This window comes from Pseudomonas sp. LAMO17WK12:I10, from assembly GCF_900215185.1.
In the GTDB taxonomy this organism is placed as follows: Bacteria; Pseudomonadota; Gammaproteobacteria; order Pseudomonadales; family Pseudomonadaceae; genus Aquipseudomonas; species Aquipseudomonas chlororaphis.
This window is the reverse complement of the sequence record NZ_OBDX01000014.1, coordinates 20449-43885: the sequence shown is the minus strand read 5'-3', so window position 1 is coordinate 43885 and position 23437 is coordinate 20449. Positions and strand designations below refer to the sequence as shown.

The 23437-nt window shown below is 60.4% G+C and carries 21 protein-coding genes; 16 read left to right on the top strand and 5 right to left on the bottom strand.

Annotated elements, in window-relative coordinates; genetic code table 11:
- Positions 1–34: 34 nt before the first annotated feature.
- Positions 35–1069 carry a 2,3,4,5-tetrahydropyridine-2,6-dicarboxylate N-succinyltransferase gene (dapD, locus tag CRO75_RS16520; RefSeq protein WP_085529943.1) on the bottom strand — a complete coding sequence of 345 codons (1035 nt, stop codon included), beginning with the start codon at positions 1067–1069 and terminating at the stop codon, positions 35–37.
- Positions 1070–1103: 34 nt separating this feature from the next.
- Positions 1104–1466 (bottom strand): ArsC family reductase, encoded by a 363-nt coding sequence (locus CRO75_RS16515; protein ID WP_009042378.1) that lies wholly within the window; start codon positions 1464–1466, stop codon positions 1104–1106.
- 226 nt (positions 1467–1692) lie between these two features.
- On the opposite strand from CRO75_RS16515, the gene CRO75_RS16510 reads away from it, so the two are divergent.
- The gene (locus CRO75_RS16510; protein WP_062823542.1) at positions 1693–3339 is read left to right on the top strand and encodes a Na+/H+ antiporter; all 1647 of its coding nucleotides are present in this window, start codon (positions 1693–1695) and stop codon (positions 3337–3339) included.
- Positions 3340–3463: 124 nt separating this feature from the next.
- On the opposite strand, the gene dapC is transcribed toward CRO75_RS16510, so the two are convergent.
- Genes dapC through map form a run of 3 tightly spaced genes read right to left on the bottom strand, consistent with a single transcriptional unit; the run spans position 3464 to position 8235 of the window.
- Positions 3464–4663, bottom strand: a complete 1200-nt coding sequence (gene dapC, locus CRO75_RS16505; RefSeq protein WP_085529946.1) for a succinyldiaminopimelate transaminase — start codon at positions 4661–4663, stop codon at positions 3464–3466.
- A 39-nt stretch (positions 4664–4702) separates the two neighbouring features.
- Positions 4703–7405: a [protein-PII] uridylyltransferase gene (locus CRO75_RS16500; RefSeq protein ID WP_097136848.1), complete on the bottom strand. Its 2703-nt coding sequence runs from the start codon at positions 7403–7405 to the stop codon at positions 4703–4705.
- Between the two features lie 47 nt (positions 7406–7452).
- Entirely contained in the window at positions 7453–8235 is a 783-nt protein-coding gene (gene map / locus CRO75_RS16495; protein WP_097136846.1) for a type I methionyl aminopeptidase, read from the bottom strand.
- A 406-nt stretch (positions 8236–8641) separates the two neighbouring features.
- On the opposite strand from map, the gene rpsB reads away from it, so the two are divergent.
- The 15 genes from rpsB (at position 8642) to rnhB (ending at position 23299) form a co-directional block, all read left to right on the top strand.
- Positions 8642–9382 carry a 30S ribosomal protein S2 gene (gene rpsB, locus CRO75_RS16490; RefSeq protein ID WP_007924078.1) on the top strand — a complete coding sequence of 247 codons (741 nt, stop codon included), beginning with the start codon at positions 8642–8644 and terminating at the stop codon, positions 9380–9382.
- 204 nt (positions 9383–9586) lie between these two features.
- Positions 9587–10453 (top strand): translation elongation factor Ts, encoded by an 867-nt coding sequence (tsf, locus tag CRO75_RS16485; protein WP_009042383.1) that lies wholly within the window; start codon positions 9587–9589, stop codon positions 10451–10453.
- 208 nt (positions 10454–10661) lie between these two features.
- Entirely contained in the window at positions 10662–11405 is a 744-nt protein-coding gene (gene pyrH / locus CRO75_RS16480) for a UMP kinase (protein ID WP_007924076.1), read from the top strand.
- On the top strand, positions 11402–11959 hold the full coding sequence (frr, locus tag CRO75_RS16475) for a ribosome recycling factor (RefSeq protein ID WP_007924074.1): 558 nt from the start codon (positions 11402–11404) through the stop codon (positions 11957–11959). Before pyrH ends, frr begins: the two co-directional genes overlap by 4 nt.
- A gap of 14 nt (positions 11960–11973) precedes the next feature.
- The gene (gene uppS, locus CRO75_RS16470) at positions 11974–12729 is read left to right on the top strand and encodes a polyprenyl diphosphate synthase (RefSeq protein ID WP_007924072.1); all 756 of its coding nucleotides are present in this window, start codon (positions 11974–11976) and stop codon (positions 12727–12729) included.
- Positions 12729–13535 carry a phosphatidate cytidylyltransferase gene (locus tag CRO75_RS16465; protein WP_097136844.1) on the top strand — a complete coding sequence of 269 codons (807 nt, stop codon included), beginning with the start codon at positions 12729–12731 and terminating at the stop codon, positions 13533–13535. Before uppS ends, CRO75_RS16465 begins: the two co-directional genes overlap by 1 nt.
- Positions 13532–14722, top strand: a complete 1191-nt coding sequence (ispC, locus tag CRO75_RS16460) for a 1-deoxy-D-xylulose-5-phosphate reductoisomerase (RefSeq protein ID WP_097136842.1) — start codon at positions 13532–13534, stop codon at positions 14720–14722. The genes CRO75_RS16465 and ispC overlap by 4 nt, the downstream gene beginning before the upstream one ends.
- 54 nt (positions 14723–14776) lie before the next feature.
- Positions 14777–16129, top strand: coding sequence for a sigma E protease regulator RseP (gene rseP / locus CRO75_RS16455; protein ID WP_097136840.1), 1353 nt, complete (start codon positions 14777–14779; stop codon positions 16127–16129).
- Between the two features lie 74 nt (positions 16130–16203).
- On the top strand, positions 16204–18591 hold the full coding sequence (bamA, locus tag CRO75_RS16450; RefSeq protein ID WP_009042387.1) for an outer membrane protein assembly factor BamA: 2388 nt from the start codon (positions 16204–16206) through the stop codon (positions 18589–18591).
- A 45-nt stretch (positions 18592–18636) separates the two neighbouring features.
- Positions 18637–19140, top strand: coding sequence for an OmpH family outer membrane protein (locus tag CRO75_RS16445; protein ID WP_007924063.1), 504 nt, complete (start codon positions 18637–18639; stop codon positions 19138–19140).
- Positions 19141–19143: 3 nt separating this feature from the next.
- A complete protein-coding gene (gene lpxD / locus CRO75_RS16440) occupies positions 19144–20199 on the top strand; it encodes a UDP-3-O-(3-hydroxymyristoyl)glucosamine N-acyltransferase (protein WP_085529951.1) in 1056 nt (351 codons plus the stop codon).
- A 109-nt stretch (positions 20200–20308) separates the two neighbouring features.
- Positions 20309–20749 (top strand): 3-hydroxyacyl-ACP dehydratase FabZ, encoded by a 441-nt coding sequence (fabZ, locus tag CRO75_RS16435; RefSeq protein ID WP_007924058.1) that lies wholly within the window; start codon positions 20309–20311, stop codon positions 20747–20749.
- The gene (lpxA, locus tag CRO75_RS16430) at positions 20746–21522 is read left to right on the top strand and encodes an acyl-ACP--UDP-N-acetylglucosamine O-acyltransferase (protein WP_007924057.1); all 777 of its coding nucleotides are present in this window, start codon (positions 20746–20748) and stop codon (positions 21520–21522) included. The genes fabZ and lpxA overlap by 4 nt, the downstream gene beginning before the upstream one ends.
- Positions 21522–22655 carry a lipid-A-disaccharide synthase gene (gene lpxB / locus CRO75_RS16425; RefSeq protein ID WP_177409758.1) on the top strand — a complete coding sequence of 378 codons (1134 nt, stop codon included), beginning with the start codon at positions 21522–21524 and terminating at the stop codon, positions 22653–22655. Before lpxA ends, lpxB begins: the two co-directional genes overlap by 1 nt.
- Before the next feature lie 11 nt (positions 22656–22666).
- Positions 22667–23299, top strand: a complete 633-nt coding sequence (rnhB, locus tag CRO75_RS16420) for a ribonuclease HII (RefSeq protein WP_097136837.1) — start codon at positions 22667–22669, stop codon at positions 23297–23299.
- Positions 23300–23437 lie beyond the last annotated feature (138 nt).

Here is a 23437-nt window from a genome sequence, read left to right as displayed (position 1 = left end):
CAGCCTCGCTCCTACAGGTAGAGGGGCGTGACGCTTAGTTGTGAGCGTGCAGCGCTGCGTTCAGTTCGATGGCCGATTTGTGGGTCTTGCACTCCACGGCACCGGTCTCCGAATTGCGACGGAACAGCAGGTCAGGCTGGCCGGCCAGCTCACGGGCCTTGACCACCTTGACCAGCTGGTTGTTCTCGTCCAGCAGCGCCACCTTGGTCCCGGCGGTCACGTACAGGCCCGATTCCACGGTGTTGCGGTCGCCCAGCGGGATACCGATACCGGCGTTGGCGCCGATCAGGCAGCCTTCGCCGACCTTGATCACGATATTGCCGCCGCCCGACAGGGTGCCCATGGTCGAGCAACCGCCGCCCAGGTCCGAACCCTTGCCGACGAACACACCAGCGGACACCCGGCCTTCGATCATGCCCGGGCCTTCGGTGCCGGCGTTGAAGTTGACGAAACCTTCGTGCATCACCGTGGTGCCTTCGCCCACATAGGCGCCCAGGCGGATACGCGCGGCGTCAGCGATACGCACGCCGGCCGGTACCACGTAGTCGGTCATTTTCGGGAACTTGTCCACCGAGAACACTTCCAGCAGCTCGCCACGCAGGCGGGCTTCCAATTGACGCTCGGCCAGTTCGCCGAGGTCGACCGCGCCCTGGTTGGTCCAGGCCACGTTCGGCAGCAGCGGGAAGATCCCGGCCAGGTTCAGGCCGTGCGGCTTGACCAGGCGGTGGGACAGCAGGTGCAGCTTCAGGTAGGCCTCCGGGGTGGAGGTCAACTGGGTGTCTTCGGCCAGCAGGGTGGCGACCAGCGGCTTGTGGCTCTCGGCCAGGCGGGTCAGCAGCGCGGCCTGGGTGGCGTCGATGCTTTTCAGGGCGTCGGCCAGCTCTGCGGCCTGGGCGGTGGTGAAGGTGATGGCCTGGTTGCCTTCGCTGTAACCCAGCACCGGGGCGATGGCGGCAACGATTTCCGCGGACGGCTTGAGCAGGGGCGCGGCGTAAAACACTTCCAGCCACGCGCCTTGACGGTTTTGAGTGCCGACACCAAAGGCCAGGCTGAACAGGGTAGTGGACATGCTGTTACCTCTTACAAAATTGAGCGGGCAGGCGTTATTTGATTTCTGCCGCGTAGATATCGGGCTTGAAGCCAATCAGGGTTCGGTCGCCGAGATCGAGCACCGGGCGCTTGATCATCGAAGGTTGCGCGAGCATCAGTTCGATCGCTTTCGCCTGGTCGAGATCGGCTTTGCGTTCGTCATCGAGTTTGCGAAAGGTCGTGCCCGCACGGTTCAGCACCACCTGCCAGCCGTGCTCGTTGCACCACTGGACCAGGTGTTCGCGGTCGATTCCGGCCGCTTTGTAGTCATGGAAGTCATAGCTGACAGCGTGTTCATCGAGCCAGGTGCGCGCCTTTTTCATGGTGTCGCAGGCTTTGATGCCGAAAAGGTGCAACGTTTTGCTTGAAGCGGTCAAGGAATTGCCCCCTTTTGAGATGCTGGAGTTAAAGGTCACGGATTATGCCATGCCCGCGCCGGTTCGGCGTCGGCGAAGGCCCGGCTTTGTAGCTTTGTGTGACAGCGGCATGGGCCGCTTGCGACTTTTGTGCAGCGGCGAGGCCCCAGCTTAAGCGGCTAATATGGCACTTCGACGGTAACCTGTTGCCTGAAGTCCGCTGTTGATCGATTGGGAAAACCGCTTTATGCAAACCGCCTATACCGTCCTTATCCTGCTGATGCTGGTGAGTCTCTCGCGCTTGGTCGGACGGGTAATTCCGTTGCCGTTGCCGCTGCTGCAGATCGCCGCTGGAGCCTTGCTGGCCTGGCCCACCCTGGGGCTGCACGTGGCCCTGGACCCGGAATTGTTTCTGTTCCTGTTCCTGCCGCCGCTGCTGTTCTCCGATGGCTGGCGCATGCCCAAGCGTGAGCTGTGGCGCCTGCGCGGGCCGATTCTGACCCTGGCCGTGGGCCTGGTACTGTTCACCGTGGTGGGGGCCGGTTATTTCATTCACTGGTTGCTGCCGACCATTCCCTTGCCGGTGGCCTTCGCCCTGGCGGCGGTGCTGTCGCCGACCGACGCCGTGGCGGTCTCGGCGATTTCCCAGAACCGTCTGCCGACGCCCTTGATGCACATGCTGCAAGGCGAGGCGCTGATGAACGACGCCTCCGGCCTGGTGACCTTCAAGTTCGCCCTGGCGGCGGCCGTGACCGGGGTGTTTTCCCTGGCCAATGCCAGCCTGACGTTTGTCCTGGTGGCCGTCGGCGGCCTGGCGGTCGGCGTGGCCCTGAGCTGGCTGGTGGGGCGCTTGCGGGCCTGGATGATCGCCCGCGGCTGGGACGACCCGGCGACCCATGTGGTGTTCATGCTGTTGCTGCCGTTCGCCGCCTACGTGCTGGCCGAGCGCCTGGGAGCCTCGGGCATCCTCTCGGCGGTGGCGGCGGGGATGATGCAGAGCTGGCTCGATCTGTTGCCCCGGCAGACCAGCACCCGCTTGCTCAACCGCAGTGTCTGGTCGTTGCTGGAGTTCGCCTTCAACGGCCTGATCTTTCTGCTGTTGGGCCTGCAACTGCCGGACATCATCAAGGCCGTGGTCAGCCACGAAACCACCTTGTGGCCGACCCTGTTCTATCGCTGCCTGGATGTGGGCGCGATCTTCCTGGTATTGCTGGTGCTGCGGTTCATCTGGGTGCAAAGCATCTGGCGCCTGTCCGGTCTGTTGCGCCGCTGGCGCGGCAAGGGGGAGCTGACCCTGGTGCCGACCGCGCGCTCCTGCTGGTTGCTGACGGTGGGCGGGGTGCGCGGGGCGGTGACCCTGGCGGGCGTCATGTCGGTGCCGCTGTTGCTGGGAGCGGGCGAGGCTTTTCCCGAGCGCGACCTGCTGATCTTCATTGCCGCCGGGGTGATCCTGTTGTCGCTGGTGGCCGCTTGTATCGCCTTGCCGCTCTTGCTGCGGGGCATCCAGAAGAGTCCTGACGAGAAGCGGCATGCCGAAGTGCGCGATGCCTGGCGCAAAACCGCCGAGGCGGCGATCCATGCCCTGGAGGCCGAGGAAGTGGCCGATGGAGCCAACTCGCCGGATGCGGCCCAGGCGGCGCTGGCCACCGAGCTCAAGGGGCGGCTGATGTCGGAGTATCGCCATCAACTGGAGGTGTTCAACGATTCCGCCGAAGCCCAGGCGCTGGCGTTTCAGATGGACTTGCTGGAGCGTAAGTTGCGTTTGAAGGCGCTGCGGGCGCAGCGGCTGGAGTTGTATCGGTTGAGCCGTCAGCACCAGATCGGTGACGACGTGCTACGCGAGATATTGGGCGAGCTGGACCTCAGCGAGGCCAATCTGGGGCAGGTGAAATAGCACCTGCCTTCCTGTAGGAGCAGGGGGACGCCCAGTCCTTGCCCGCGATGAACGATAACGCAGTGTTTCAGCTGTACGGCGTTATCTCTATCGCGGGCAAGCCTCGCTTCTACAGGGGCGTGAGTTATTTACGGCGCTGAACGAAATCGCGGATCCGCTCGGCGGCCTCCACGCATTCGGCCAATGGCGCCACCAGGGCCATGCGCACCCGACCGGCTCCCGGGTTGCTGCCGTCGACGTCGCGTGACAGGTAGGAGCCCGGCACCACGGTCACATGTTCCTGTTCGTACAGGTCGCGGCAGAACGCCGTGTCGTCGCCCGCCACGTTCGGCCACAGGTAGAAGCTGCCGTCCGGGCGTTGCACGTCGAGTACCGGCGCCAGGATCTCCAGCACCGCATCGAACTTCTCGCGATACAGCGCGCGGTTGGCGCGCACATGCACTTCGTCGTTCCAGGCGGCGATGCTGGCCAGCTGGGTCTGAACCGGCATGGCGCAGCCATGGTAGGTGCGGTACAGCAGGAAGCCCTTGAGGATCTCCGCGTCGCCGGCGACGAAGCCGGAGCGCAGGCCCGGCAGGTTGGAGCGCTTGGACAGGCTGTGGAACACCACGCAACGCTTGAAGTCCTGGCGTCCCAGCTCGGCGCAGGCACTGAGCAGGCCGGGTGGCGGGGTCTGTTCGTCGAAGTACAGCTCGCTGTAGCACTCGTCGGCGGCGATCACGAAATCGTACTGGTCGGCCAGGGCGATGAGTTTCTTCAGGGTTTCGATCGGGATCAGCGCGCCGGTCGGGTTGCCCGGCGAGCACAGGAACAGGATCTGGCAACGCTGCCAGATCTCGGCCGGTACCGCGTCGAAATCCGGATTGAAGCCGTTTTCATCCAGGCACGGCAGGTAGTGCGGCTTGGCGCCGGCGAGGAAGGCCGCGCCTTCGTAGATCTGATAGAAGGGGTTCGGGCTGACCACCAGTGCGTCGTCGCCGCGGTTGACCACGGTCTGGGTGAAGGCGAACAGCGCCTCGCGGGTGCCGTTGACCGGCAACACGTTGCGTGCCGGGTCGATCCAGCCGTCGGGCACGCCAAAACGCCGTTCGCACCAGCTGGCAATGGCTTCGCGCAGGGCTGGAAGCCCCAGGGTCGTCGGATACACGGCCATCTGGTCGAGGTTATTGGCCAGGGCCTCGGCGACAAAGCTCGGCGAGCGGTGCTTGGGTTCGCCGATGGACAGCGCGATAGGGCGCTTGGCCGGGTTGGGCTGGACGCCGCCGAGCAGGGCGCGGAGTTTCTCGAACGGGTAGGGCTGCAGCTGGTTCAGAGCGTTGTTCATCGGTGCGGTGTCTCACTCAAAGCGGGTCGTGGCGCGTGGTCAGAAGTTCAGGCGCGTCAAGGCGGTAGGCGGTTCGTGGCTGACGCTCAGCTGTTCGACGATGGCGTCCTGCAGTCGGCTGCACAGCTGGGGATCGGACAGTTGCTGGTTGTGCGCGTCGGTAATGAAGAACACGTCTTCCACGCGCTCGCCCAGGGTCGCGATCTTGGCGTTTTGCAGCGACAGGTCGAACTCCAGGAAGATCTTGCCGATGCGCGCCAGCAGGCCGGGGCGATCGGGAGCGCTCAGTTCGAGCACGGTGACCGGGCGCTGGGCATCGTTGTGGATAGTCACTTGCGGCGGGAAGGCGAAATGCTTGAGCTGACGCGGTACCCGACGCTGGATGATGGTCGGGTAGTCGTCAGGATTGCGCAGGGCCTCGGTAAGGCCGTCGCGGATCTGTTTGACGCGTTGCGGGTTGTTGCCGATCGAGCCGCCGTCGTTATCGAGCACGATATAGGTGTCGAGGGTGAACTGGCTGCTCGAAGTGATGATCCGGGCGTCATGGATGTTCAGGTTCAACTGGTCCATCGCGGCCACGGTCACAGCGAAGAAATCGTGCTGGTCCGGGGCGTAGATGAAGATCTGCGTGCCACCCTCGAATTCGCGCTGGGTGGTTTCCTTGATCAGCACCAGCGGGTCGCCGTCGGCCGGCTGCTGGAGGATCGCATCGCTGTGCCAGGCCACATCGCCGGCGGTGTGGCGCAGGAAGTAGTCGTCACCCAGTTGCGCCCAGAGCTGCTCGACGTCGTCCGGGTCGGTGCCGGCGCGGACCAGGATGTCCAGGGCCGCGCTTTGCGTCTGGCGGATCTGCTCTTCGCGGTCCACTGGGTTTTCCAGGCCGCGGCGCAGGGCGCGCTTGGTCTCGGTGTAGAGCTGGCGCAACAGGCTGGCGCGCCATGAGTTCCACAGCGTCGGGTTGGTCGCGTTGATGTCGGAAACCGTCAGCACGTAGAGATAGTCCAGGCGGGTCTGGTCGACCACGATCTGGGCGAAATCATGGATGACCTGCGGGTCGGACAGGTCCTTGCGCTGGGCGGTGGTCGACATCACCAGGTGGTTCTGCACCAGCCAGACGATCAGGCGGGTGTCCCACAGCGGCAACTGGTGGCGGATGCAGAAGGCTTCCGCGTCCACGGCGCCGATATCCGAGTGGTCACCGTGCCGGCCCTTGCCAATGTCATGGTAGAGCCCGGCGAGGTAGATCAGCTCGGGCTTGGGCAGCTTGGCCATGAGCTTGCTGGCCAGCGGGAATTTCTCCGAAACCTGGGTGTACTGCAGTTTGCGCAGGTGCTTGATCAGGTTCAGGGTGTGGGCGTCGACCGTATAGATGTGGAACAGGTCGTGCTGCATCTGTCCGACGATATGGCCGAACTCCGGCAGATAACGCCCGAGAATGCCGTAGCGATTCATCCGCCGCAGGTTGCGGTGGATGCCGATCTCGCACTTGAACAGCTCGATGAACAAGCTGGTATTGCGAATGTCGTGGCGGAAATCGTCGTCGATCAGGTGGCGATTTTCGCGCAGCAGGCGAATGGTGTCGGCGCGTACGCCTTTGATCTCCGGGTGCTGGGCCATGAGCACAAAGATTTCCAGCATGGCGAACGGCGTGCGGCGGAACACGTTGGCGTTGATCGCCTCGATGTAGCCGTCGTGCAGCTGGAAGCGCGAGTTGATCGGCTGCGGCGGTGCTTCGTCTTCCGGGGCGAGGATGACCTCCTCGAAATGCTGGATGATCAGGTCGCTGAGCTGGGCGATGCTCATCACCACCCGGTAGTACTGCTGCATGAAGCTTTCGATGGCCTGCTTGGCATCGTTGCCCTCGAACCCCAGCAGCTTGGCGATCGAGCGCTGGTGATCGAACAGCAGGCGGTCTTCGGCGCGCCCGGCGAGCATGTGCAGGGCGTAGCGGACTTTCCACAGGAACTCCTGGGACGAGGCCAGCAGCGCGTTCTCGCTTTCCACCAGGAAGCCTTCGCCGGCCAGGGCCCGCAGGTTCAGCGTGCCGTACTGGCGACGGGCGACCCAGAGGATGGTCTGGATGTCCCGCAGGCCGCCGGGCGAGCCTTTGACGTTGGGTTCCAGGTTGTATTCGGTGTCGTTGTACTTGTGGTGCCGGGCTTTCTGTTCGGCGCGCTTGGCCAGGAAGAAGTCCTTGCTCGGCCACATGTGCGCCGTGCTGGTGACGTCGAGCATGCGCTGGCGCAGGCGTTCGGGGCCGCAGATGGTGCGGCTTTCCATCAGGTTGGTAACCACCGTCAGGTCGGCGCGGGCCTCTTCGGCGCATTCCTCCACCGAGCGCACGCTTTGCCCGACTTCCAGGCCGATGTCCCAGAGCAGGGTCAGGAAGCGTTCGATGGAATCGCGGAAAATCTCGTGGTCGGCGCTGCCCAGCAGGATCAGCAGGTCGATGTCCGAGTAGGGGTGCAGCTCGCCGCGACCGTAGCCGCCGACCGCCACCAGGGCGATGTCGGCGTCGTCGCTCCAGTCGAACTGGTCCCAGGCCTTTTGCAGGATGTTATCGACGAACCAGGCGCGGTCCTCGATAAGCCGGCGGATATCCCGTCCGCTGCGAAAGCGCTCGTCGAGCACTTCGCGTGCCTGACGAATGGCTTTCTTGAAGGCAGCGATAGGGCTTGCCTTCAGGGCCAGTTCCGCCTGGAACTGGCCGCGGTCGAACAATTCGGGATCCACCTGCGGCATCGATTGGCTTTCCTTTCTATCTATAGGTAGGGGCGCAGCTGCGTGGATCAGGCCGAGACGCGCGCGATGGTGTCATCGCTGCGCAGGGTGAAGATCTCGTAGCCGGTCTCGGTCACCAGCAGGGTGTGTTCCCACTGCGCGGAGAGCTTGCGGTCCTTGGTGATCGCGGTCCAGCCGTCGCCCAGCACCTTGGTGTCGGCCTTGCCCTGGTTGATCATGGGCTCGATGGTGAAGGTCATGCCGGCTTTCAGTTCCATGCCGGTGCCGGCGCGGCCGTAGTGCAGGATCTGCGGCTCTTCGTGGAACACCTTGCCGATACCGTGGCCGCAGAACTCGCGCACCACCGAGAAACCGTTCTTTTCAGCGTGCTTCTGGATGACTTCGCCGATGTCGCCCAGGCGGCAGCCCGGCTTCACCAGTTCGATGGCCTTGTACATGCATTCCTGGGTGACCTGCGACAGGCGCTCGGCCCAGACCGGCACGGTGCCGACGTGGAACATGCGGCTGGTATCGCCGTGGTAGCCGTCCTTGATGACGGTGACGTCGATGTTCAGGGTGTCGCCATCCTTCAGCGGCTTCTCGTTCGGGATGCCGTGGCACACCACGTGGTTGATCGAGGTGCAGATGGACTTGGGGAAACCCTTGTAATTCAACGGTGCGGGAATCGCATGCTGCACATTGACGATGTAATCGTGGCAGATGCGGTCCAGCTCTTCGGTGGTCACGCCGGGTTTGACATGCTCGGCAATCATTTCCAGCACTTCGGCGGCCAGTTTGCCGGCGACACGCATTTTTGCGATGTCCTCGGGAGTTTTGAGGGTGACGGTCATACAGGCTCTCTTGACGCTCAGTGGCGCGGATAAACACAGAATGGCTTGAAAACGGTGTATCGGAGGCAGATCCCGTTGTGGGGTCGCCGCGCTTTCAAAAGCCTCAAAGGTGCGATTCTAACAGAGCCCCGGGGCAAATCTGAGGCTCTGTGCGTCGCTTCTTTCTATAACAGTGGAGCATTCTGGCCCGATTCCAAGGGGGAGCAAAAAAGCCCTCCGGGGGAAATGAGAATCCGGGTTCCGTTTTTACCCTTCTTGTGGTATAAAATGCGCCGCTTTCCGGGGATGCCCTGAAAAGCCTAAACCCACACACGTGTCGACACGATGACCTGGGTGCCCTCAGCACAAGCTGTTGGTTGGTCATTGGGATACGTGGAGGCCTAACCCGACTTATTAAGGAACTATCATGTCCCAAGTCAACATGCGCGATATGCTGAAGGCCGGTGTGCACTTCGGTCACCAAACCCGTTACTGGAATCCGAAAATGGGCAAGTACATTTTCGGCGCGCGTAACAAGATTCACATCATCAACCTTGAAAAAACCCTGCCAATGTTCAACGAAGCTCTGACTTTCGTAGAGCGTCTGGCCCAGGGCAAAAACAAGATTCTGTTCGTCGGCACCAAGCGTTCCGCTGGCAAGATCGTTGCTGAAGAAGCAGCACGTTGCGGTTCGCCGTACGTCGATCACCGCTGGTTGGGCGGCATGCTGACCAACTACAAGACCATCCGTGCTTCCATCAAGCGTCTGCGTGACCTGGAAGTTCAGTCGGAAGACGGCACCTTCGCCAAGCTGACCAAGAAAGAGGCGCTGATGCGCACTCGCGATCTGGAAAAGCTGGATCGTAGCCTGGGTGGTATCAAGGACATGGGCGGTCTGCCTGACGCACTGTTCGTGATCGACGTTGACCACGAGCGCATCGCGATCACCGAAGCCAACAAGCTGGGCATCCCGGTCATCGGCGTTGTCGATACCAACAGCAGCCCGGAAGGCGTTGACTACATCATCCCAGGCAACGATGACGCCATTCGCGCCATCCAGCTGTACATGGGTTCGATGGCTGATGCCGTGATCCGTGGCCGCAACAACGTTGCTGGTGGCACCGAAGTATTCGCTGAAGACGCTCCAGCGCCGGCAGCTGAAGCCTGAGTAACTGACGCTTAGCGTTTACTCAGTACGCAAAAAGGGGGCTAGGCCCCCTTTTTGCCACCTCGAAAATCATTTACCGATGGCGCCCCTGCAGTTCTTGTCATGTGTGGCGGCTATCAAGGGTTTTCGAGAGCGCAGCTCAAGAATTGATCGCCCGTTGAGTCGGGTGGAATGGTTGAAAACCTATCCAAGAGGAATTTGAAAATGGCAGAGATTACTGCGGCGTTGGTTAAAGAACTGCGCGAGCGTACCGGCGAAGGCATGATGGACTGCAAGAAAGCCTTGACCAAGGCTGGCGGCGACATCGAGAAAGCCATTGATGACATGCGCGCTTCGGGCGCCATCAAGGCTGCCAAGAAAGCAGGCAACATCGCTGCTGAAGGCGCCATCGCCATCAAGGACGACGGTAAAGCCGCCGTTCTGCTGGAAGTCAACTCGCAGACCGACTTCCTGGCTCTGCAAGACGATTTCAAGGCATTCGTTGCTGCCAGCGTGGAAAAAGCTTTCGCTGACAAGCTGACCGATGCCGCTCCGCTGATCGAAGCTCAAGAAGCCGATCGTCTGGTTCTGGTTGGCAAGACTGGCGAGAACGTCAACATCCGTCGTCTGGCTCGCGTTGAAGGTGACGTGGTCGGTACTTACCTGCACGGTAACAAGATCGGTGTTGCGGTTGTCCTGAAAGGCGGTTCCGTGGAACTGGCCAAGGATATCGCCATGCACGTGGCTGCAAGCAACCCTGAGTTCCTGCTGCCATCGCAAGTGTCCGCTGAAGCCATCGAGCGCGAAAAAGCCGTGTTCCTGCAGCTGAACGAAGACAAGATGAAAGGCAAGCCAGCCGAAATCGTTGAGAAAATGATCGGTGGTCGTATCAGCAAGTTCCTGGCCGAAGCCAGCCTGGTAGAGCAAGCTTTCGTCAAGGATCCAGAAATCACCGTAGGTGCCCTGGCCAAGAAAGGCGGCGCAGAAATCGTTTCGTTCACCCGCTTCGCGGTAGGTGAAGGCATCGAGAAGAAAGAAGACAACTTCGCTGAAGAAGTTGCCGCACAACTGGCTGCTGCCAAGCAACAGTAAGACGGTTTTTCAACTGTCGCCCGAAAGAGGCTGCCCGCTCACGCGCGCAGCCTCTTTTCAAATGGGGTAACCAATTTATTGGGTTGCCTTCGGAACCGGTTTACAAAGTCGTGTTCTGATGGCGCTGTGACAGCGTCAAGCTAGAGTGAACGCAGGCTGCAAACAGCTTGCAGAGAATTTTTAAAATACGCCGCAGGAGAGATTCGCAATGGCTCAGCAGGGCAGTGGTTATCAAGCTCGCTATAAACGCATTCTACTCAAGCTTAGCGGCGAGGCCCTGATGGGCTCGGAAGAGTTCGGGATCGACCCTAAGGTGCTCGATCGCATGGCGCTGGAAGTTGGCCAGCTGGTGGGCATCGGTGTTCAGGTCGGCCTGGTCATCGGTGGTGGCAACCTGTTCCGTGGTGCGGCGCTCAGCGCGGCGGGCATGGATCGGGTAACAGGCGACCACATGGGCATGCTGGCCACTGTGATGAACGGCCTGGCCATGCGCGACGCGCTGGAACGTGCGAATATCTCGGCGATCGTCATGTCGGCCATTTCCATGGTGGGTGTGACTGATCACTATGACCGTCGCAAGGCGATGCGCCATCTGAACTCCAAGGAAGTGGTGATCTTCGCTGCCGGTACCGGCAACCCGTTCTTCACGACCGACTCCGCAGCATGCTTGCGGGCGATCGAGATCGATGCCGACGTAGTGCTCAAGGCAACCAAGGTTGACGGTGTGTACACCGCAGACCCATTCAAAGACCCGCATGCCGAGAAGTTCGATCATCTGACCTACGATGAAGTACTGGATCGCAAGCTGGGTGTCATGGATCTGACGGCGATCTGCCTGTGCCGCGACCATAAGATGCCGTTGCGCGTATTCAACATGAACAAGCCCGGCGCCCTGCTGAACATCGTGCATGGCGGCGCTGAAGGAACCCTGATCGAGGAAGGCGAACAATGATCAACGAAATCAAGAAAGACGCTCAAGAGCGCATGAAGAAGTCCCTGGAGTCGCTGGCTCACGCGTTCGGCCAGATCCGCACCGGCAAGGCGCACCCGAGCATCCTGGGTAGCGTGATGGTGCCTTACTATGGCACTGACACCCCATTGAGCGGTGTGGCCAACGTTACCGTGAAAGACTCTCAGACCCTGCAGGTGGTGCCATTCGAGCGCAACATGCTTGGGGCAATCGACAAGGCCATTGGTAGTGCTGGCCTGAACCTCAATCCGACCAATCTTGGCGAGCTGTTGCTGATCAAAATGGCGCCGCTGACTGAAGAAACCCGCAAAGGCTTCACCAAGCAGGCGCGTGCTGCTGCTGAAGATGCCCGGGTCGCTGTGCGCAATATTCGTCGCGATGCCTTGGGTGATCTGAAGAAGCTGTCCAAGGACAAGGAAATCAGTGAAGACGAAGAGCGTCGCGCCGGTGCTGAGATCGACAAGCTGATCAAAGAGTTCGAGGCTCAGATCGCTAAGGCAACTGACGAAAAAGAAAAGGACCTGATGGCCGTATAAGGGTCGGGCTTTAAATGGACAAGACCAAGCAGAGTGCGCCGTCCTCGGTGCCGCGCCATGTCGCGATCATCATGGATGGCAACAATCGCTGGGCGAAAAAACGCTTCATGCCCGGCGTCGCCGGGCACAAGGCGGGTGTGGATGCCGTGCGGGCAGTGATCGAGGTCTGTGCCGAAGCCAAGGTCGAGGTGCTGACCCTGTTTGCCTTCTCCAGTGAAAACTGGCAGCGGCCGGCCGATGAGGTCAGTGCCTTGATGGACCTGTTCTTCAAGGCATTGCGTCGCGAGGCCAAACGCCTCAACGAAAACAACATCAGCCTGCGCATCATTGGTGATCGTTCGCGTTTCCATCCTGAGTTGCAGGCGGCAATGCGCGAGGCGGAGGCGATGACTGCGGGTAGTGACCGCTTCATTCTGCAGATCGCTGCCAACTATGGCGGTCAGTGGGATATCGCCCAGGCCGCTCAGCGCCTGGCGCGGGAAGTTCAGGCGGGGCACCTGCGTCCTGAGGACATTACCCCTGAGTTGTTGCAAACCTGCCTGGCGACTGGCGACCTGCCATTGCCGGACCTGTGCATTCGTACGGGTGGTGAGCACCGCATCAGCAATTTCCTGCTCTGGCAGCTGGCTTATGCCGAGCTGTACTTCTCCGACCTGTTCTGGCCGGACTTCAAACACGATGCCATGCGCGCTGCGCTGGCCGATTACGCTTCTCGCCAGCGCCGCTTCGGTAAAACGAGCGAGCAGGTCGAAGCTGGAGCCCGGGTTTAATGCTCAAACAACGAATCATTACTGCGCTGATCCTGCTGCCGATCGCCTTGTGCGGTTTTTTCCTGCTCGAAGGTTCCGCCTTCGCCCTGTTTATCGGGCTGGTGGTGACCCTCGGGGCTTGGGAATGGGCGCGCCTGGCGGGTTTCGAGGCTCAGTCGACCCGTATTGCCTATGCAGTAGTGGTCGCTGCGCTGTTGTTCCTGATGCAGCTGTTGCCAGGTATCGCGCCTTGGGTGCTGGGTGCTGCGGTGCTCTGGTGGGGGCTGGCGACTTTCCTGGTGCTCACCTATCCGCGTACCCGTGAGCATTGGGCCGGCGCCGCGGCCAAGCTGGTGATCGGTCTGCTGATTCTGCTGCCGGCCTGGCAAGGCCTGGTCTTCATCAAGCAGCAGCCTTTGGGTAACTGGTTGATCATGGCGGTGATGGTGCTGGTCTGGGGCGCTGATATCGGCGCCTACTTCTCCGGCAAGGCATTCGGCAAGCGCAAGCTGGCGCCGCAGGTCAGCCCGGGCAAGAGCTGGGAGGGCGTGTACGGCGGCTTGTTGCTGAGCCTGGTGATCACCGCGGTGGTCGGTCTGGTTGCGGGCTGGTCCGTTGGGCAGATCATCCTCGGCTTGCTCGGAGCGGCTATCGTGGTGTTCATCTCGGTGGTCGGCGACCTGACCGAAAGCATGTTCAAGCGCGAGGCCGGGATTAAGGACAGCAGTAACCTGCTGCCGGGGCATGGTGGCGTGCTCGATCGTATCGACAGCCTGACCGCGGCCATTCCGGTATTTGCCGTGTTGTTGTGGATGGCTGCATTGTGAGTCGCCCACAGCAGATTACGGTTCTCGGAGCCACCGGCTCTATCGGCCTCAGTACGCTGGATGTCATTGCCCGTCATCCCGAGCGTTATCAGGTCTTCGCCTTGAGCGGTTTCAGTCGTCTGGCTGAGTTGCTGGCGCTGTGCATCCGTCACGCTCCCCGTTTTGCCGTCGTCCCGCATATCGCTGCTGCGCGCAGCTTGCAGGAAGACTTGCGCAATGCCGGTTCGCGCACCCGTGTACTGGTGGGCGAGGAGGGGTTGTGTGAGGTGGCGTCCGACCCTGAAGTCGACGCGGTCATGGCGGCTATCGTCGGTGCTGCGGGCTTGCGTCCGACCCTGGCTGCCGTCGAGGCCGGCAAGAAAATTCTCCTGGCCAATAAAGAAGCACTGGTCATGTCCGGCGCGCTGTTTATGCAGGCGGTGGGCAAGAGTGGTTCGGTATTGCTGCCTATCGACAGTGAACACAACGCCATCTTCCAGTGCATGCCTGCGGACTTTTCCCGTGGGTTGAGCAACGTGGGGGTGCGGCGTATTTTGCTGACCGCATCCGGTGGCCCGTTCCGCCAAACTCCGCTAGCCGAACTGGAGCAGGTAACGCCCGAGCAGGCGTGTGCCCACCCTAACTGGTCCATGGGGCGCAAGATTTCCGTCGATTCGGCCAGCATGATGAACAAAGGCCTCGAGCTGATCGAGGCGTGCTGGTTGTTTGATGCCAAGCCCGCCCAGGTCGAGGTGGTGATTCATCCACAAAGCGTGATTCATTCGCTGGTCGACTACGTGGACGGTTCGGTGCTGGCCCAGTTGGGCAACCCGGATATGCGCACGCCGATCGCCAATGCCCTGGCTTGGCCGGAGCGGATCGACTCCGGCGTGCCGCCCCTGGATCTGTTCGCCGTGGCACGCCTGGACTTCCAGGCGCCTGATGAAGGGCGGTTCCCTTGCTTGCGTTTGGCGCGCCAGGCCGCGGAAGCTGGCAACAGCGCTCCGGCCATGTTGAACGCAGCCAACGAGGTGGCTGTTGCCGCGTTTCTCGAACGGCGCATCCGCTACCCCGAGATCGCGAGTATCATCGAAGAAGTTTTAAGCCTCGAACCGGTTGTTGCAGTCGATGAACTGAGCGCCGTGTTCGCGGCGGACGCCAAAGCCCGTGCCCTGGCTGAGCAGTGGCTGGGTCGCAACGGCCGGTAAGGATTGCGACAAGCCTGAGCGTATCGGCACTGGATAGGATTGCGGAGAAAGTAGATGAGCGCGCTCTATATGATTGTCGGCACCCTGATCGCCCTGGGTGTGCTGGTCACCTTCCATGAATTCGGTCACTTCTGGGTGGCGCGTCGTTGCGGCGTCAAGGTTCTGCGTTTCTCCGTGGGCTTCGGCATGCCGCTGCTGCGTTGGCATGACCGCCAGGGTACCGAGTTCGTGATTGCCGCCATTCCGCTGGGCGGCTACGTGAAGATGCTCGACGAGCGCGAAGGTGAAGTACCTGTCGATCAGCTTGATCAGTCGTTCAATCGCAAGTCGGTGCGCCAGCGTATCGCCATCGTTGCCGCCGGTCCTGTCGCCAACTTCCTGCTGGCGCTGGTGTTCTTTTGGGGGCTGGCGATGCTCGGTACCGAGCAGGTACGTCCGGTCATCGGCAGTGTCGAGGCTGGAAGCATTGCCGCGAAGGCAGGCCTGAGTTCCGGCCAGGAAATTGTTGCAATCGATGGCGAACCCACCGTGGGGTGGTCGGCGGTCAACCTGCAGCTGGTTCGGCGTCTGGGCGAAAGCGGCACCTTGCAGTTGTTGGTTCGCGAGCAGGGTTCGACTGCCGACTCGCCCCGCGAGCTGGTGCTCGACAATTGGCTCAAGGGGACCGATGAGCCGGATCCTATTCGTTCCCTGGGGATTCGCCCCTGGCGTCCGGAGCTCGCCCCCGTTCTGGCCGAGCTTGACCCGAAAGGCCCGGCCCAGGCGGCTGGCCTGAAAACCGGCGATCGTTTGCTGGCGCTGGATGGTCAGGCGCTGACCGATTGGCAGCAGGTCGTCGACTGGGTGCGTGTACGTCCTGATACCAAAATTGTGCTGCGCGTCGAGCGTGATGGTGCTCAAATCGACGTCCCGGTGACCTTGGCAGCGCGTGGTAAAGAGAAAGTTGCCAGTGGTTATCTGGGGGCTGGGGTGAAGGCAGTCGATTGGCCGCCGGAAATGCTTCGCGAGGTCAGTTATGGTCCGCTGGCTGCGATTGGTGAAGGTGCCCGGCGTACCTGGACCATGAGCGTGCTGACCCTCGACTCACTGAAGAAAATGTTGTTCGGCGAGCTCTCGGTAAAAAACTTGAGTGGACCGATAACCATTGCTAAAGTGGCGGGCGCTTCTGCCCAGTCGGGCGTTGCTGATTTCTTGAATTTCCTTGCTTATCTGAGTATTAGCCTAGGGGTTCTGAACTTGCTGCCCATTCCTGTACTGGATGGGGGGCATCTGTTGTTTTATCTGATCGAGTGGGCGCGTGGTCGTCCCTTGTCGGATCGGGTGCAAGGTTGGGGGATACAGATCGGTATCAGCTTGGTGGTCGGGGTGATGTTGCTTGCCTTGGTCAACGATCTGGGTCGTCTGTAACGCTTCGCTGAATTGCGAATCTGCCGCATTTTGCGGCAGTTTCTTTATTGCCAGTTGGAATAAGAAAGGACTTCATGAAACGTCTGCTGCTAACTGCGGTTCTCTCCGTATTGATGATCGCCGAAGTTCACGCCGAGTCCTTCACTATCTCCGATATCCGCGTCAACGGCCTCCAGCGGGTCTCCGCGGGTAGCGTCTTTGGGGCCTTGCCGCTGAACGTCGGTGAGCAGGCGGACGATCGTCGTCTGGTGGAATCCACTCGTGCGCTGTTCAAAACCGGCTTCTTTCAAGATATCCAGCTGGGCCGCGATGGCAATGTCCTGGTCATCACGGTAGTCGAGCGTCCATCCGTCGCCAGTATCGAAATCGAAGGCAACAAGGCGATTTCCACTGAAGACCTGATGAAAGGTCTCAAGCAATCTGGTCTCGCGGAAGGCGAAATCTTCCAGCGTGCGACCCTTGAGGGTGTGCGTAACGAACTGCAGCGCCAGTATGTTGCCCAGGGCCGCTACTCGGCCACCGTCGATACCGAAGTGGTTCCGCAGCCGCGCAACCGTGTGGCGTTGAAGGTCAATATCAACGAAGGCACCGTCGCTGCCATCCAGCACATCAACGTCGTGGGCAACACCGTATTCCCGGACGAAGACCTGGTCGAACTGTTCGAACTCAAAACCACCAACTGGCTGTCGTTCTTCAAGAACGACGACAAGTATGCGCGTGAGAAGCTGTCCGGTGACCTGGAGCGCCTGCGTTCCTATTACCTGGACCGTGGCTATATCAATATGGATATCGCTTCGACCCAGGTTTCGATCACCCCGGACAAGAAGCATGTCTACATCACTGTGAACGTCAACGAAGGCGAGAAGTACAGCGTTCGTGACGTGAAGCTCAGCGGTGACCTGAAAGTGCCTGAAGACCAGGTCAAGTCGCTGCTGCTGGTCGAGAAGGGCCAGGTGTTCTCGCGTAAATTGATGACCACCACTTCCGAGCTGATCACCCGCCGCCTGGGTAACGAGGGTTATACCTTCGCCAACGTCAACGGCGTTCCGCAGCCGCACGACGAAGACCACACGGTCGATATCACGTTCGTGGTTGATCCGGGCAAGCGTGCCTATGTGAACCGCATCAACTTCCGCGGCAACACCAAGTCCGAGGACGAAGTGCTGCGTCGCGAAATGCGTCAGATGGAAGGTGGCTGGGCTTCGACTTACCTGATCGACCAGTCCAAGACCCGTCTGGAGCGTCTGGGCTTCTTCAAGGAAGTCAACGTTGAAACCCCGGCTGTGCCAGGTGTCGACGACCAGGTAGACGTCAATTACGCAGTAGAAGAGCAGGCTTCCGGTTCGATTACCGCCAGCGTCGGTTTCGCCCAGAGTGCCGGTCTGATCCTTGGTGGTTCGATCACCCAGAACAACTTCCTGGGTACCGGTAACAAGGTCAGCATTGGCCTGACCCGCAGCGAATACCAGAGCCGTTACAACTTCGGTTATGTCGACCCCTACTGGACTGCCGATGGCGTGAGCCTGGGTTATAACGCGTTCTATCGCACCACTGACTACGACGACCTCGATGTCGACGTGGCGAGCTATGCGGTAGACAGCCTGGGTGCCGGCGTCAGCGTTGGTTACCCGATCAGCGAGACTTCGCGTCTGACCTTCGGCCTGACCGCGCAGCAAGACAAGATCAAGACCGGTCGTTATACCGTCGATGAAATCTTCGACTTCGTGAACCGCGAAGGCGACAACTACCTGAACTTCAAGGCTTCGGCCGGCTGGTCCGAGTCGACCCTGAACAAAGGTGTCCTGGCGACCCGTGGTCATTCCCAAAGCCTGGTGCTGGAAGCCACTACTCCAGGTAGCGACCTGTCGTTCTTCAAGCTCGACTACCGTGGCCAGTTGTTCCAGCCGCTGACCGATACCTACACCATGCGCCTGCACACCGAGCTGGGTTATGGCGACGGTTATGGTTCGACCGACGGCTTGCCGTTCTATGAAAACTACTATGCTGGTGGTTTCAATTCGGTTCGTGGTTTCAAGGACAGCACCTTGGGTCCTCGCAGTACTCCGAGTCGTGGTGTGGGTACGACAGGCAACGCCGGTACCTCGCTTGACCCGGACCAGGATGCCCTGCCATTCGGTGGCAACGTGCTGATCCAGGGGGGGGTCGAGGTGTTGTTCCCGATGCCGTTCGTCAAGGATCAGCGTTCGCTGCGGACTTCCGTGTTCTGGGATGTGGGTAACGTATTCGACTCCAAGTGCGAGAAGACCACCAACACCAACGGCACACCGTCCAATACACAGTGTAACGACATCAGCCTGAGCAATCTGGCCAGTTCCGTGGGTGTCGGCGTGACATGGGTAACCGCTCTGGGCCCGCTAAGCTTTGCTCTGGCGATGCCGATCAAGAAACCTGACGACGCTGAAACCCAGGTGTTCCAATTCTCCCTCGGTCAGACTTTCTAAGAGTCCGACCCAAGATAACGACAATGGATTTTGTAGGAGTGCATCGTGCGTAAGTTGACTCAATTGGTTCTCCTGGCGACTGTCCTGGTAGCAGGTCCGGCCTTCGCCGACATGAAAATCGCCGTGCTGAACTATCAGATGGCACTGCTGGAATCCGATGCTGCGAAGAAATACGCAGTGGACGCCGAGAAGAAGTTCGGCCCGCAGTTGAACAAGCTGAAAACCCTGGAAAGCAGCGCCAAGGGCATCCAGGATCGTCTGGTTGCCGGTGGCGACAAGATGCAGCAAGGCGAGCGTGAGCGCCTGGAACTCGAATTCAAGCAGAAAGCCCGTGACTTCCAGTTCCAGTCCAAGGAACTGAACGAAGCCAAGGCCGTTGCCGATCGTGAAATGCTCAAGCAACTGAAGCCGAAACTGGACAGCGCCGTGGAAGAAGTCATCAAGAAAGGTGGTTTTGACCTGGTGTTCGAGCGTGGCGCAGTGATTGATGTCAAACCTCAGTACGACATCACTCGCCAGGTTATCGAGCGCATGAATCAGCTGAAGTAACCCATGACAGCGACTATAAAGCTCGGCCAGCTGGCCGAGTTCCTCGGAGCTACCCTGCGTGGCTCCGCAGAGAAAGAAATCACTGGGCTAGCCACCTTGCAGGAGGCTGGCCCAGCTCAGTTGAGCTTTTTGGCAAATCCCCAATACCGTAAGTATCTGACTGATAGCCAGGCGGGTGCCGTGTTGCTGAAGGCGGCGGATGCCGAAGGTTATGCCGGTGATGCCCTGGTCGTGGCCGATCCCTACCTGTCGTACGCGCGGATTTCCCACCTGTTCGATCCCAAGCCCAAGGCGCCGGCCGGCATTCATCCGACTGCGGTCATTGCCGAGGATGCTGTGGTCGACGCAACGGCCAGTGTTGGCGCGTTTGCGGTCGTCGAGAGCGGCGCGCAAATCGCCGCGGGCGTCACGATCGGTGCTCATTGTTTTATCGGTGCTCGTTGCCAGATCGGCGAGGGCGGCTGGCTGGCTCCGCGCGTGACGCTTTATCACGATGTGCGTATCGGCAAGCGTGTGGTCATTCAGTCTGGTGCGGTACTGGGCGGCGAAGGTTTCGGTTTCGCCAACGAGAAGGGCATCTGGCAGAAGATCGCGCAGATTGGCGGTGTCACCATTGGCGATGATGTCGAGATCGGTGTGAATACCGCTATCGATCGCGGTGCGCTGGCCGATACCGTCATCGGCAATGGCGTGAAGCTGGATAACCAGATTCAGATCGCCCACAACGTCCAGGTCGGTGATCACACCGCCATGGCAGCCTGTGTCGGAATTTCCGGCAGCACCCGGATCGGCAAGCACTGCATGCTCGCCGGCGGTGTCGGGCTGGTTGGCCACATCGATATTTGCGACAACGTTTTCCTGACCGGGATGACCATGGTGACCCACTCGATTACTGAGCCGGGTGCCTACTCTTCCGGTACAGCCATGCAGCCTGCTGCCGAGTGGCGCAAAAGCGCGGCACGCATCCGTCAGCTCGATGATCTCGCGCGACGCCTGCGACAACTGGAAAAGCGCGTTGGGGAAGTGACCCCCGACGGTAAAGCTTCATCAGATGGCTGATACCATTTCCATATCAAGTGTGCACAGCCGTTAGACTACCTCCTTGATTTGCTAGAGGAGTGTGCGTTAGTCGCACGCTCCCAATCTTTACTACAGGCTTCCCCCCGAAATGATGGACATCAACGAGATTCGCGAATACCTGCCTCACCGTTACCCGTTCCTGTTGGTGGACCGGGTAGTGGACCTGGATGTTGAGGGCAAGTGCATTCGTGCCTACAAGAATGTCAGCATCAACGAACCTTTCTTCAATGGTCACTTCCCCGCGCATCCAATCATGCCGGGCGTGCTGATCATCGAAGCCATGGCTCAGGCTGCGGGCATTCTTGGTTTCAAGATGCTGGACGTGAAGCCGGCCGATGGCACCCTGTATTACTTCGTCGGTTCCGACAAGCTGCGCTTCCGCCAGCCGGTGCTGCCGGGTGACCAGTTGATCCTGGAAGCCAAGTTCATCAGCTGCAAGCGCCAGATCTGGAAATTCGAATGCCAGGCTTCGGTCGACGGCAAGCCAGTCTGCTCCGCTGAAATCATCTGTGCGGAACGCAAACTATGAGTTTGATTGACCCTCGCGCAATCATCGATCCGACGGCCATTCTGGCCGACGACGTTGAGGTTGGCCCGTGGTCGATCGTTGGCGCCGGTGTGGAAATCGGCGAGGGTACGGTGATCGGGCCTCATGTGGTTCTCAAAGGCCCGACCCGGATCGGTAAGCACAATCGTATCTACCAGTTCTCCTCGGTAGGCGAAGACACTCCCGATCTGAAGTACAAAGGCGAGGAAACCCGCCTGGTGATTGGTGACCACAACGTCATTCGTGAAGGCGTGACCATTCATCGCGGCACTGTCCAGGATCGTTCCGAGACTACTCTCGGCGATCACAATCTGGTCATGGCGTACGCCCATATCGGTCACGACAGCGTGATCGGCAACCATTGCATCCTGGTCAACAACACGGCGTTGGCCGGCCATGTGCATGTGGACGACTGGGCGATCCTGTCCGGTTTCACCCTGGTTCACCAGTACTGCCATATCGGCGCCCACAGCTTTTCCGGCATGGGTACGGCGATCGGCAAGGATGTTCCGGCCTTTGTCACAGTGTTTGGCAACCCGGCCGAGGCACGCAGCATGAACTTCGAGGGCATGCGTCGTCGTGGTTTCAGCGAAGACGCGATTCACGCCCTGCGTCGAGCCTATAAAGTGGTGTATCGCCAAGGCTTGACCGTCGATCAGGCGCTCGTCGAGTTGGCTGAAGCTGCTGCACAGTTTCCCGAAGTCGCAGTATTTCGCGACTCGATCCAGTCTTCGACCCGCGGCATCACCCGTTAATCATGAGCAAACTGCGTATTGCGCTGGTGGCTGGCGAAGCTTCCGGCGACATTCTTGGCGCCGGTTTGATGCGCGCGCTCAAGGTCCAGCATCCCGCCGTTGAGTTCATCGGTATCGGAGGCCCGCTGATGCAGGCCGAAGGGCTGACCTCTTACTTCCCGATGGAGCGCCTGGCGGTCATGGGGCTGGTGGAAGTCCTGGGACGCTTGCGCGAACTGCTGGCCCGGCGCAAGAAACTGGTTCAGACCCTGATCGCCGAGAAGCCGGACGTGTTTATCGGTATCGATGCCCCCGACTTCAACCTCAACATCGAACTCAAGTTGCGTCAGGCCGGTATCAAGACCGTGCACTACGTCAGCCCTTCGGTCTGGGCGTGGCGGCAAAAGCGCGTGCTGAAGATTCGCGAAGGTTGCGACCTGATGCTGACGCTGTTCCCGTTCGAAGCCAAATTCTATGAAGAGAAGGGTGTGCCGGTGCGGTTCGTCGGGCACTCCCTGGCTGATGCCATTCCATTGGAGGCCGATCGGGCCGCGGCTCGCAGTGAGCTGGGCCTGCCCGATGGCCCGCTGGTGGCCCTGATGCCGGGCAGCCGTGGCGGTGAAGTCGGGCGCCTGGGAGCATTGTTCCTCGACGCGGCACAGCGCCTGCGCGCCTTGCGTCCAGGGGTGCGTTTCGTCATGCCCTGCGCGAGCCCCGAGCGACGCACTCAGTTGGAGGAGCTGCTGGCCGGTCGCGACCTGCCGCTGACCCTGCTCAACGGTCAGTCGCATCAGGCGCTGGCAGCTTGCGACGCGGTATTGATCGCCTCCGGCACCGCGACCCTTGAGGCGCTGCTGTACAAGCGCCCGATGGTCGTTGCCTATCGCCTGGCGCCGCTGACCTTCTGGATTCTCAAGCGCATGGTCAAGAGCCCTTATATTTCCCTGCCGAACCTGCTGGCCCAACGCCTGCTGGTTCCCGAGCTGCTGCAGGACGATGCCACTGCAGAGGCCCTGGCCCAGACCCTGTCGCCCTTGATCGAAGACGGCCAGGAGCAGACCCGCGGGTTTGACGAGATCCATCGTACCCTGCGCCGGGATGCCTCCAACCAGGCGGCTGACGCGGTGTTGAACCTGATTGGCAAACCGGCATGAGTAACGAAAAGATGCAGATGGGACTGGATTTCTCGCTGGTAGCCGATGCTGAAGACCTGGTGGCCGGTGTCGACGAAGTAGGGCGCGGCCCCTTGTGCGGCGCGGTGGTCACGGCTGCGGTCATCCTTGATCCAAGCCGGCCGATTCTCGGCCTGAACGATTCTAAGAAGCTCACCGAGGCCCGTCGTGAAAAGCTCTACGACGAGATTTGTGAAAAAGCCCTGAGCTGGTGCATTGCCCGCGCCGAAGTCGAGGAAATCGACGAGTTGAATATCCTGCATGCCACCATGCTGGCCATGCAGCGCGCGGTAGAAGGGCTGAGCGTGACCCCGAAACTGGCGATGATCGACGGTAATCGTTGCCCGAAGCTGTCGATGCCTGCCGAAGCCGTGGTCCAGGGTGATGGCAAGGTGCCTGCGATCGCCGCGGCGTCGATTCTGGCCAAGGTCAGCCGGGATCGCGAGATGGCGGCGTTCGAGTTGATCTACCCCGGTTATGGCATCGGCGGACACAAGGGCTATCCGACGCCCGTTCATCTGGAAGCGCTGGCCCGCCTAGGGCCGACGCCGATTCACCGGCGCTCGTTCGCGCCGGTACGCCAAGCCTACGAAGCCCGTGAGAACGTGGGCGAGATTCAGTCCTGAGGCTGATGTTTTAGCGAAGGCCCGGTACAATCCGGCTGTTTTAGAGGGTGAAGAGCGAAGGTAAGACAAGGCGAACGGTGGCGATAAAGCGCAGTTGACGTTAGTCAATGAGCATTTTGAGCCGCTGTTCAACGCAGT